Consider the following 11,731-nt stretch of genomic DNA (forward strand, 5'->3'; position numbering starts at 1 on the left):
GGACTTCAGCCTCGCAGCTTGGGGTCGAGGGCTTCCCGCATCGCCTCACCGAGCAGCGTGAAGCCAAGAGCGGTGACGATGATCCCGACCGCCGGATAGACCGACATCATCGGCGCGTTGTCGAAGAAGCGCTGCGCCTGCGACAGCATCACGCCCCACTCCGGGATCGCCGGGTCCGGATTGCCGAGGCCCAGATAGGACAGGGCGGCGGCCTCGATGATCGCGGTGGCGAGGCTGAGCGTCGCCTGGACGATCACCGGGCTGAGCGAGTTGGGCAGGATCTGGGTGAGGACGATACGGCGCTTGCGGATGCCCACCGCCTTGGCCGCCAGGACATGGTCCGAGCTGCCCTGCGCGAGCATCGAACCGCGCAACAGCCGTGCGAACACCGGCACTTGCACCACGCCCACCGCGATCATCACGGTGGTCAGCGACTGGCCGAGCACGGCGGCGACGGACGCGGCCAGCAGCAGCGAGGGCAGCGCCAGCATGATGTCGGTGACGCGCATGATGACGGTGTCCACGCGCTTGCCCGGCTCGCCGCCGAGCGTCGCCGCCGCGCCCGACACGGCGCCGATGACCGCGCCGGCCACCAGCCCGATGAGCATCGACACGACGCCCACGAGCAGGGTCTGCCGGGCGCCCACGAGCATCCGGGAGAACTCGTCGCGCCCGAGATGGTCGAGACCGAACCAGTTCTCGCCGCGCGGTCCGACGAAGCGCCCCTGGTTGGGGAAGACTTCGCCGCGCCAGTCCTGCGCGGTGGGGCTGTACGGGGCGAGCCACGGGCCCACGATCGCGATCACCACGAACAGGCCGATCACGACGCCGCCGATGATCGCCGCCTTGTTCGCGCGCAGCCGCCGGAACGCCTCACGCCAGAGTCCGGCGCCGGAGGTGGTCTCGGTCCGCTCGGTGAGCTGCGCGAGCCTGTCGATCTTGTCGGCCTTCTTCGTCACGCCGGGCGTGCTGCCGGGGCCGGGGTTGGCGTTCACGTCAGTGCACCCGCACTCTCGGGTCGATGAGGCTGTACGCCACGTCGACCAGCAGATTGATGAGGACGTACACGAGCGCGATGAAGAGGATGAAGCCGACGAGCACGGGATAGTCACGCGCGTCGATCGACGTACGGATGAACGATCCGATCCCGCCGAAGGTGAAGACCGACTCGGTGAGGACGGCGCCGGACAGCAGGCTGCCGGTCAGCAGACCGACCGCGGTGATCACCGGCAGCAGCGCGTTGCGCAGGACGTGCCGGGCGCGTACGACGCGCTTGTCCAGGCCCTTGGACTCCGCCGTACGTACGTAGTCCTCGCCCAGCACCTCCAGCACGCTGGCCCTGGTCATCCGCACGATGACGGCGAGCGGGATGGAGGCGAGCGCGAGCGCCGGCAGCACCAGATGCATGATCGCGTCCCACGAGGCGTCGAACTCACCGGTCAACAGGCCGTCCAGGACAGCGAATCCGGTGACCTTCGTCGCGTCGATACCCGTCGAGAGCCGGCCGTAGCTCGGGAAGATCCCGAGGTTGACGGCGAAGAGCCCTTTGAGGAGCAGCGCCAGGAAGAAGACCGGCACGCAGATGCCGAGCAGTGAGCCGGACACCGCCGTCACATCGAGCCAGCTGCCGCGGCGCCGGGCGGCGAAGTAGCCGAGCGGAATGCCCACCACGATCGCGATGGCCATGGCGGCGACGCCGAGTTCGACGGTCGCGGGGAAGCGCAGGGTGAATTCCTCCCACACCGGCCTGCCGGTCTGGGTGGAGGTGCCGAGGTCGAGCTGGAAGATCCGCTTGATGAACCGTCCGTACTGGACCCACACCGGCTCGTCGAGCCCCAACGCCCGGTTGATGCGGGCCACTTCGGCCTCGGTCGCGCGCTCGCCGAGGATCGACGACGCGGGTCCGCCGGGCAGCCGGTTCAGCCACAGGAAGAGCAGAACCGACAGACCGAGCAGGGTGGGTATCAGCTGCAGCAGTCGTCGTGCGACGAGTCTCAGCACCCCGCGTGCCCCTTTCTTCGGTGTGTGAGGACGGGACATGAACGTGGGTCAGGGTCCGCCCGGCGGCGGGATCGTGTGCCGCCGGCCGGGCGGACCCTGGCAGGTCGTGCTACGTGCGGGACGTGCTACTTGAAGGACGTCTCGGCGAAGTTCTCCTGCGTCAGCGGGGAGACCTTCGGCGGATTGACGTTGCCCGCGAACGCGATCGCCGGCGGCGACGAGGAGATCGGCACACCCGGGAGGTACGCCATGATCGTCTCGTTGGCCTTCTTGTAGAGGTCCGTCCGCTTGGCCGGGTCCGTCTCGATCGACGCGGCCTTCAGCGCGTCGAAGACGCCCTTGTCCTTGAAGCCCCACTGCTTGTCGTACTCGGCGAACCAGGTGCCGATGAAGTTGTAACCGTCGTTGAAGTCACCGGTCCAGCCCAGCATGTGCAGTTCGCAGCCGCCGGCCTCGGTGGCGTCGATGTAGTCCGGCGCCCACTTCATGGGCTTGGGCGTGACGGTGATCCCGGCCTTCTCCAGGTCGGCCTTCATCAGCTCGAACATGTCCTGCGGCGCGGGCATGTACGGGCGGGTGACCTCGGTCGGGTAGCAGAACTCGACCTTCAGCGCGCTCTCGTCGGCCCCCGCGAGGAGCTGCTTGGCCTTGGCGGTGTCGAAGGCGTACTTCTGGACCGCGTCCGAGTAGCCGGCGACCGTGTCGGGCATGAACTGCGTCGCCACGACGCCGCCCGCGGGCAGCTGCGTCTTGACCAGGTTCTCGCGGTCGATGGCGTGCGCGATGGCCTGGCGGACCTCGGGCTTCTGCAGGGCCTTGTTCTTCTCCTGGCTCATGCCGACGTAGAAGATGTTGAAGACGTCACGCGTGGGGACCTGGAAGCCGTCTCCCTCGAGTGTCGCCACATCGGCCGGGGCGACCAGGTCGTAGCCGTCGATGTCACCGGCCTGGAGGGCCTGGCGACGGCCGTCCTCGGTGTCGATGGTACGGAAGACCAGATTCTTGATCTTCGCCTTGGAGCCCCAGTAGTCCTCGTAACGCTCCAGCGAGACTTCCTTGTTGCCCTTGTTCCACTCGGTGATCTTGTACGGTCCGGTGCCCGCGACCGTCCCCGCCACCTGGCTGTACTTGGGGTACGTGATGGCGTCGCCCTTGGCGGTCGCGTCCTGCTTCGCGTACTCGGCCAGCGCCTTCGGCGAGTGGATCGCCAGCGCCTGGAGGGAGAAGCCGCCGGGGAGGTTCGCGGAGGGCTCGTTGACCTCGATGACGGCGGTGCTGTCGTCCTTCGCGGTGCAGGACTTGTAGTTCGCCTTCGGCGTCTCGGGGTCCTCGTTGGCCGCGAAGCCGCCCATGACGGTCTGCCAGTAGTAGGAGACCGCGCTGGACTGGTACGTGCCCTTCCAGTTGAACCAGTGGTCGTAATTGGCGCACACGGCGGCGGCGTTGAACTTCTCGCCGTCGTGGAAGGTCACGTCCTTACGGAGGTTGAACGTCCAGACCGTGCCGGCCTCGTTGCTCGACCACTTCTCGGCCAGGGCGGGGGCCAGCTCGCTGCCGCCCGACTCGTGCTTCAGCAGGGCCTCGAAGGCCTGACGGGTGACGCGGAAGGTCTCGCCGTCGCTCGCCAGCGCCGGGTCCAGCGAACCGGGGTCACCGGGGCCGCCGAAGACCAAGGTGTCCTTCGCGCCGCCCGAGTCACCTTCCTCGTCGCGCTCACTGGAACAGCCTGTGGCGATCAGTGCGACGGCCAAGGCCGTGACGATCGCCCCAGCGGCTCGGGACTTGAATATTCGCATGGTCCACCCCAGGGGTCCGGACGAGTCGAGAGCTCGGTCTTGACGGCCGAACATTACAGTCAAGAAAGTGCCAAATGAACAGGCCGCAATGCGGAGTTGCAGACCTGAGATCCGGACAGTCGACAAATGGACAGACTCCGGGGCATCGCGCCCCAACCAGTCAAGTCCTGCCACGCGAGCCGTAGTTGGGGCGGGCGAACCGGGTGAACCTCCCGTACGACGCAGAAGCCCCCCGTCCGCATGGTGGGACCATGCGGACGGGGGGCGTGCGTGACGTATGGCGTGACAGGCCTGGCGTACGGGCCCGGCGGGCTACTCCTTGGTGAGCCCCTTCGGCGCCTCGGAGGTCTCCACCTCGGAGGTCTCCGCCTCGGCGGAAGGCCCGGCCGACTCACCGTCAGCCGCCTTCCCGGCATCCGGGTCGGTCGCCACCGCGTCACCCACCAGCGCGATCGCCTCGCGCGCCGACGCGAGCACCGTCGTGTCGTCCGGGATCTGGTCCGGCGCGTTCTCCGGGTGGTGGCAGGCCGCCTCGTGCCCCGGCTCCAGCCGGATCAGCGGCGGCTCCACCGTCCGGCACACCTCCGTCGCCTTCCAGCAACGGGTGTGGAACCGGCAGCCGGTCGGCGGCGAGATCGGCGACGGCACATCGCCCTTGAGCAGAATCCGCTCGCTCCTGGCCCCGCGCCGCTTCGGGTCGGGCACCGGCACCGCCGACAGCAGCGCCTTCGTGTACGGGTGCATCGGCCGCTCGTACAGCGACTTGCGGTCCGACAGCTCGACGATCTTGCCGAGGTACATCACCGCGATCCGGTCCGAGACATGGCGGATGACCGAGAGGTCGTGCGCGATGATCACGTACGTGAGGCCCAGCTCGTCCTGGAGGTCGTCCAGCAGGTTCACCACCTGCGCCTGGATCGACACGTCCAGCGCGGAGACCGGCTCGTCGGCCACGACCAGCTTCGGGCTCAGCGCCAGGGCCCGCGCGATACCGATGCGCTGGCGCTGGCCGCCGGAGAACTCGTGCGGATAGCGGTTGTAGTGCTCGGGGCTCAGACCCACCAGGCCCAGGAGGCGCTGGACCTCCTTCTTCACCCCGCCCTCGGGCTCCACGTGCTGGAGCTTGAACGGCGCGCCGACGATCGTGCCGATCGTGTGGCGCGGGTTCAGCGAGGAGTACGGGTCCTGGAAGATCATCTGCACGTCGCGGCGGAGCGGACGGATCTTGCCCGCCGACATGTGCGTGATGTCGTGGCCCTGGAACTCGACCCGCCCGCCTGTCGGTTCGTCGAGCCGCGTGATCAGCCGGCCCATGGTCGACTTGCCGCAGCCGGACTCACCGACGACGCCGAGCGTCTCACCGGCGTGGACGTCGAAGGACAGCCCGTCGACCGCCTTGACGGCGCCGACCTGGCGCTGGAGCAGCCCCTTCTTGACGGGGAAGTGCTTGACCAGCCCCTCCACCCGCAGCAGGGGCTCCCCTGCCTTGTCTTCTTCCGGCCTGTCCGCCACAGCGGGATCCTTTGCGTTACTCACGGCGTCGGCGCTCACAGCTTCGGCGCAATCTCTTCGGTCCAGATCTTGGTCCGCTCCTCCTGCGTCATATGGCAGGCGGAGTGGTGCCCGGCGCCGACCAGCTTCAGTTCGGGACGCTCCGTGCGCGTGATGCCGTCCTTGGGGACATCGGCGTACGGGCAGCGCGGGTTGAAGGCGCAGCCTTGAGGCACGTTGATGAGCGACGGCGGCTGGCCCTTGACGGGGATGAGCCGATCGGTCTGCTCACGGTCGATCCGGGGCATCGAGCCGAGCAGGCCCCAGGTGTAGGGGTGCTGCGGCTCGTAGAAGACCTTCTCGGCCGGCCCGCGCTCGACGCACCGGCCGCCGTACATGACCAGCAGGTCGTCCGCCATCTCGGCGACGACCCCGAGGTCATGGGTGATCATGATGACCGCGGAGCCGAACTCCTTCTGAAGATCCCTGATGAGGTCGAGGATCTGCGCCTGGACGGTCACGTCCAGGGCGGTCGTCGGCTCGTCGGCGATGAGCAGTTCGGGGTTGTTCACCAGGGCCATCGCGATCATCGCGCGCTGGCGCATACCGCCGGAGAACTCATGCGGATAGCTGTCGACACGCTTGTGCGGCTCGGGGATGCCGACCCGGTCGAGCATCTCGACCGCCCGTGCGCGGGCGACCTTCTTGGTGACCTTGTGGTGGACGCGGTACGCCTCCACGATCTGCGCGCCGACGCGGTAGTACGGGTGCATCGCGGACAGCGGGTCCTGGAAGATCATGGCCATCTTCCGGCCGCGCAGCCGCCGGACATGGTCGGGGTCGGCCCCGACCAGTTCCTCGCCGTCCAGCCAGACCTCGCCGGATATCGCTGCGTTGGCGGAGCGGTGCAGGCCCATGACGCCGAGCGAGGTGACGGACTTGCCGGAGCCGGACTCACCGACGATGCCGAGGGTTTTGCCGGCGTGGACGTCGAAGCTGACGCCGTCGACCGACTTCACCAGACCGTCGTCGGTGCTGAAGTGGATACGGAGGTCGCGTACGGAGAGGAACGGGTCCCCCGGGCCGCCGGCCCCGGGTGCCCCCGCGGCCTTGGAGACCACCGGCTCGCCCGGCGCGGACGCGGGACCGGGCACCCGTGCCGCGGACTGCTCCTTGGAAACCTCGCTCACGAGTACCTCACCCTGGGGTCGATGGCGGCGTACACCAGGTCCACCAGCAGATTGCAGAAGACGATGAAGAATGCGGCGAACAGGGTCACGCCCATCACGATCGGCAGGTCGGCGTCCTTCACCGACTGGATCGCGTACGAGCCCATGCCCTGGAGGGAGAAGACCTGTTCGGTGATGACGGCGCCGCCGAGCAGCAGGCCGAAGTCCATACCGAAGATCGTGACGATGGGCGTCAGCGCGGACCGCAGTCCGTGCTTGGCGACGACCGTGCTCTCCCGCAGGCCCTTGGCCCGCGCCGTACGGATGTAGTCCTCCCCCATCACTTCCAGCATGCCGGCCCGGGTGAGCCTGGCGTACAGGGCGGAGTAGAGGAAGGCGAGGCTGCACCAGGGGATGATCAGGTTCCAGGCCCAGTCCGCCGGATTGTCCGCGAACGGGACGTAGTTGACGCCGTCCGACCACAGTGGCCACTGGACGGTGAAGAGGGCCAGGCCGAGCATGCCGGTGAAGAAGATCGGCAGCGAGACACCGGCCAGGGCCAGCGTCATGGCGAAGCGGTCGAAGATCGAGCCCCGCTTGAGCGCGGACAGGACACCGATGGCGACACCGGAGATCAGCCAGATCACCGCGGCACCGATGGCCAGGGAGAACGTGATCGGCACCCGGTCCATCAGCTCGGGCCACACCTCGACGTGCGTCTTGAAGGAGTAGCCGAAGCAGGGCGCGTTGCACATGGACGGGTCCGGGCCGAAGTTGTACTCGGCGCCGACGAAGATGCCCTTGATGAAGTCGAAGTACTGGGTGTAGAGGGGCTGGTCGAGCCCCAGGTTCGCCTTGACGGCGGCGATGGAGTCGGGGTTGGCGTCCTTACCGACGTACTGGACTGCCAGCTGGTCGATCGTCTGCCCACCGAGCCGTGGAACAAGGAAGAAGATCGCGAAGGTGACTGCGCTGACCACCAGCAACAGCATTACCGCGGCGATCACGCGTCGGATGATGTACGCAGTCACAGCCGATCGGCGCCGGGTCCGCCGGCCGGGGGGTGACCCGGCCGGCGGACCCGAAGCCTTCACCTGCCTTTCAGGCATTTCGGGGGGTTGGGAAGCTCTACCGCTGAATTAGGTGGTGGAGCCGATCAGCAGGTAGTCGTACATACCGAGGTACGCCTGGGTCACGGTGACGTTGGTCGCCGAGTCCGGGCGGTACAGCAGGTTCTTGCGGTAGATCAGCGGCACGGCCGAGGCGTTCTCCATGACGAGCTTGTCGACCTCGCCCCACGCCTTGGTGCGGGCGGCGTCGTCGGTCTGCGCGATACCGTCCGACAGCGCCTTGTTGATCGTGGGGTCGTTCAGCTCCATCAGGTTGTTGCCGCCCGAGGGCTTGATGGCGGAGCCGTTGACGATCTGGTCGAGGAAGCCGAAGCCGGTCGGCCAGTCGGCGCCCCACGCCATCATCATCATGCCGAGCTTGTGCTCGTGGACGTAGCTGGGGACACCGGCGAAGTTACCGAAGTACTTGCCCGACGGGTACTGCTTGATCTCCGCCTCGATGCCGACCTTCTTCAGCGAGGCCTGGATGGCGGTCGCCATCTGCACCTCGTCGGGACGGTCGGAGCGGGCGGTCAGGTTGGTCTTGAAGCCGTTCGGCTGACCGCAGTCCGCGAGAGCGGCCTTGGCCTTCGCGACGTCGCCCTTGTTGCCCTCGGTCTGGTACAGGTCGAACTTCTGGTACCCGTTGACCGTCGGCGGGAGCAGCGTGCTCGCCACGTCGCCCTTGGTGTCGCCACCGAGCGCGGCCTGCACGGACGCCTTGTCGATCGCGTAGTGGACGGCCTTGCGGCAGTCCGCGTTGTCGAAGGGCTTCACCTTCGTCGACAGCGCGAGGTACGAGGTGGCGCCGGCGTACGAGTTGTCCGTCTTCGCCTTCTCGCTCGACTTGGTGAGGACCTTGGGCTGGGTCTTCGTCTGAAGACCGGTGCCGGCGGCGTCCACCGTGATGTTGTCGCTCATCAGGTGCTGGTCGACCGTGGTCGGGTTGACCTTGAACTTGATGGTGATCTTGTCGGCGAGCGCCGGGCGGATCGGGTCGGTGGCCTTGTCCCAGTGCGGGTTGCGCACGAGGGTCGCGCTGCGGCCCTCGTTGTACGACTCGAACTTGTACGGGCCCGACGACGAGATCTGCTTGACGTACTCGGCGCCCTTGTCCTTCGCCTGCGGCACGGGGGCCGTCTGCGAGAAGGTCGCCAGGTAGTCGAAGTCGGCGAACGGCTTGTTGAGCTTGAAGACGATCGTCTGGTCGTCCGGGGTCTCGATGGACTTCAGGCCCTCGGGAGACTTGTCCTTGTACGGGCCCTTGTACTTCTCGCCGCCCAGCAGGTACGCCTTGAAGTAGGTGGGACCGTGCGAGAGGGCCTCGGGCGCGAAGTTGCTGCGCTCGATGGCGTACTTGACGTCCTTGGACGTGACCGGGCTGCCGTCGTCGAACTTGACGCCCTTGCGGAGCTTGTACGTCCAGGTCTTGGCGTCCGCGCTCGGCTCACCCAGCGACTCCGCGAGGTCGGGGACGACCTCCAGGCCTTCCTTGCCGGCGGCCGGCTTGAAGGTGGTGAGCGTACGGCCGTACAGGCGGGAGAAGTTCTGGACCCAGCCATAGTAGGTGTTGCCCGGGTCGAGGGAGTCCGGCACGTCCGAGTGCTCGAAGGTGACGGTGCCCCCCTTCTTGTCGGACTTGTTGACGACCGACGTCAGTCCGGCGTCGACTCCGGCGCCGTCGCTCTTGTTGTTGTCCTTGCTGTCCGAGCCGCCGCACGCCGACGCGCCGAGCGCCAGCACGATGGCTGTCGCCAGGACAGCTGTCGCTTTCTTGGTCTTCATCCTGAGGAAAGCCCCTCTATCAATGGATACGGCACGGAGCTCAAGATCGGCCGCTGTGGATGGTGCTGGGTGGTACCGGGATGGTGCCTGGGGGGACTACTTGCTGCGGGGGTCGAGTGCGTCACGCAGCCCGTCACCCAGCAGATTGAATGCCAGCACGGTGATGAAAATCGCCATGCCGGGCACGAACATGTAGTGCAGATCGACCTCGTACAGGTCCACCGCGGTGGTGAGCATGCCGCCCCACGAGGCCTGTGGCGGGGCGATGCCCACTCCGAGGAAGCTCAGACCGGCCTCGAAGAGGATGTTTGTGGGGATCAGGAGCGTCGAGTAGACGAGGATCGGCGCCACGAGGTTCGGCAGCAGTTCCCGGAAGAGGATGAAGGGCCCTCTGGCCCCCAGACTCCGGGACGCGTCGACGAACTCACGCCTGCGCAGGCTCATGGTCTGCGCGCGCACGATCCGGCCCATGTAGGGCCAGTTGAAGAAGCCGATCACGAAGATCAGCACACCGATCCGCAGGGGCAGTCCGCTGAGTCCGAAGGCGCCGTCCTGGAGGGCGGCGGAGATCGAGATCGCGAAGAGCAGCAGCGGGAAGGCGAGGAAGGTGTCCATCAGCCGGCTGACGACGGCGTCGACCCAGCCCCCGTAGTAGCCGGCGATGACGCCGAGCAGGGTGCCGATGGCCACGGAGAGCAGGGTGGCTCCGGCGGCGACGAGGAGCGAGACCCAGGAGCCCTCGATGATGCGGGCGAGGAGGTCACGGCCGAGGCCGGGCTCCACACCGAGCGGGTGGTCCCAGCTCATGCCGCCCCAGGCGCCCTTGGGGGCCAGCAGCTCCGGGTCGACCAGGTCCTGGTTCAGGGCGTTGGGGTCGAGATCGAAGAGTGCCTGGATGGGCTTGGCCAGTACGGCGAGCAGAACCAGGAGTATGACAACGATGCCGCCGGCCACGGCGGCCTTGTCGCGCTTGAAGCGCGTCCAGGCTATTCGACCGAGCGAACGCCCTTCTATCTGGCTCTGCTTGGCGCCCGTGAGCACTGCCTCCGGCTGCACTTCGGCAGCCGACTTGGTGGTCTCGATCGGTGCGGTCACAACGTCTTCGACCCCTCCTGGCCGGCGGTCGCCGGCCCGTACCCGCCGTTGTAACGGCCTGTCTCGCATCAGTTGGCGCACACATCGGTGCTGGTGTCGCGGAAGCGTCCCGTGAAGGGCTTCCCGTGGAGCGATGCTGGGCTGCTCGCACAAGGGACCGACAGTCCCCGCTGCCGGGAGTCTTCATGGCCGTAGTGATCACCCGCCAGTGTTCAAGTGGAATGTTTGCTCAAACGTGATGGAGTCAGACACCTACCGTTATCCGGACGTTGTGATCGCCTCAGCGGAACGACGGCCCGTTTTCGGTGGGTTTCGCTACGGCTCGCGACGTCCGTAGTCCGTACGGTACGCCTGTCGTACCGGACGGTACGGCGCGGGGCGCGGGGTTACGGCCGGCCGTGGCGGGGCAGCAGGCGCGCGGTCAGTAGGCGCGCGGCGCGGCGGGCGGGTATCCGTAGCCGGGCGCCGCCTGGGGCGCCCCGTGGGCCTCCCGGTCGTAGAACGGCCGGGAGTTGGCCCGCAGCCACATCGTGACCGGGTCGTACTCGTCGGACATCGCGACGGTGGAGACCGGCAGCCCCTCGGGGACCGCGCCGATGGACTGCTGCATCATCGCGCGCACGGCGTCGACGGACGCCGGGCTCGTGTCGTACAGATCCAGACCGATGGTGAGATACGGGGCGCCGAGCGCCGGGTGGACCCAGGCGCGGCGCAACGACCGTACGGCGGGGGTGCGGTGGGCGTTCTGCGTGAGCAGCGCGTAGAACTGCGGGATCTCGACGGCCGGTTCGGAGAGCCGCAGCGGGCCCGCGGGCATCCGGTCGAGGCCGGTGGCGATCCGGCGCAGGTCGAGCCACGGGATGCCGACGCCGCCGCCGGGGGCGTGCGGGTTGAGCCAGATCCCCCAGCGTTCGGGGTAGAGGGCGCGGGCGATGTCGCGGCCGGTGACGACCTCGTGCGCGCGGTTCCAGCCACTGACGGAGAGCTCCTGGGCGGAGGTGACGCAGGGCGCGTAGCCGAGGCCGTCGACCTCCATGTTCCCGTACTGGGCGTCGGGCGAGCCCGCACGGCCGTGCCAGAGCAGCATCCACACCTGACCGGCCGAGCCGTCCGCGAGCGCCTGGAGCAGCGCCTCGTAGGCGTCGTAGCGTCCTGGCGTCACCTGGCGCAGCATGTGCTCGACCTGCCCGGCCGCCGCGGTGCCTGACGCGCTCACTCTGGGTCCCGCCCCTCGTCGATCCACCATTTGGACCGGCCTCCCCCGCATCGGGCCCGTGCCGGCCAG

At 67.8% G+C, this 11,731-nt stretch carries 9 protein-coding genes; all 9 read right to left on the bottom strand.

Annotated elements, in window-relative coordinates; all coding sequences use genetic code 11:
• Positions 1-5: 5 nt before the first annotated feature.
• The 9 genes from OIE74_RS10740 to OIE74_RS10780 all read right to left on the bottom strand — a co-directional run bounded on the left by OIE74_RS10740 (position 6) and on the right by OIE74_RS10780 (position 11,662).
• Entirely contained in the window at positions 6-959 is a 954-nt protein-coding gene (locus OIE74_RS10740) for an ABC transporter permease (protein ID WP_329392240.1), read from the bottom strand.
• Between the two features lie 37 nt (positions 960-996).
• Positions 997-2,001: an ABC transporter permease gene (locus tag OIE74_RS10745; protein WP_329381193.1), complete on the bottom strand. Its 1,005-nt coding sequence runs from the start codon at positions 1,999-2,001 to the stop codon at positions 997-999.
• Positions 2,002-2,126: 125 nt separating this feature from the next.
• Positions 2,127-3,797: an ABC transporter substrate-binding protein gene (locus tag OIE74_RS10750; RefSeq protein ID WP_329381195.1), complete on the bottom strand. Its 1,671-nt coding sequence runs from the start codon at positions 3,795-3,797 to the stop codon at positions 2,127-2,129.
• A 312-nt stretch (positions 3,798-4,109) separates the two neighbouring features.
• Complete coding sequence (locus OIE74_RS10755; RefSeq protein WP_329381198.1) at positions 4,110-5,309, bottom strand: ABC transporter ATP-binding protein; 1,200 nt, start codon at positions 5,307-5,309, stop codon at positions 4,110-4,112.
• A gap of 35 nt (positions 5,310-5,344) precedes the next feature.
• On the bottom strand, positions 5,345-6,409 hold the full coding sequence (locus OIE74_RS10760; RefSeq protein WP_329392241.1) for an ABC transporter ATP-binding protein: 1,065 nt from the start codon (positions 6,407-6,409) through the stop codon (positions 5,345-5,347).
• Between the two features lie 65 nt (positions 6,410-6,474).
• Positions 6,475-7,488 (bottom strand): ABC transporter permease, encoded by a 1,014-nt coding sequence (locus OIE74_RS10765; protein ID WP_329381201.1) that lies wholly within the window; start codon positions 7,486-7,488, stop codon positions 6,475-6,477.
• Between the two features lie 108 nt (positions 7,489-7,596).
• Entirely contained in the window at positions 7,597-9,351 is a 1,755-nt protein-coding gene (locus tag OIE74_RS10770; protein WP_329381204.1) for an ABC transporter substrate-binding protein, read from the bottom strand.
• A 96-nt stretch (positions 9,352-9,447) separates the two neighbouring features.
• Positions 9,448-10,446 (bottom strand): ABC transporter permease, encoded by a 999-nt coding sequence (locus OIE74_RS10775; RefSeq protein WP_329381206.1) that lies wholly within the window; start codon positions 10,444-10,446, stop codon positions 9,448-9,450.
• 421 nt (positions 10,447-10,867) lie between these two features.
• Positions 10,868-11,662: an enhanced serine sensitivity protein SseB C-terminal domain-containing protein gene (locus OIE74_RS10780; protein ID WP_329381209.1), complete on the bottom strand. Its 795-nt coding sequence runs from the start codon at positions 11,660-11,662 to the stop codon at positions 10,868-10,870.
• Positions 11,663-11,731 lie beyond the last annotated feature (69 nt).

It is taken from the genome of Streptomyces sp. NBC_01716 (genome assembly GCF_036248275.1).
Taxonomy (GTDB): domain Bacteria; phylum Actinomycetota; class Actinomycetes; order Streptomycetales; family Streptomycetaceae; genus Streptomyces.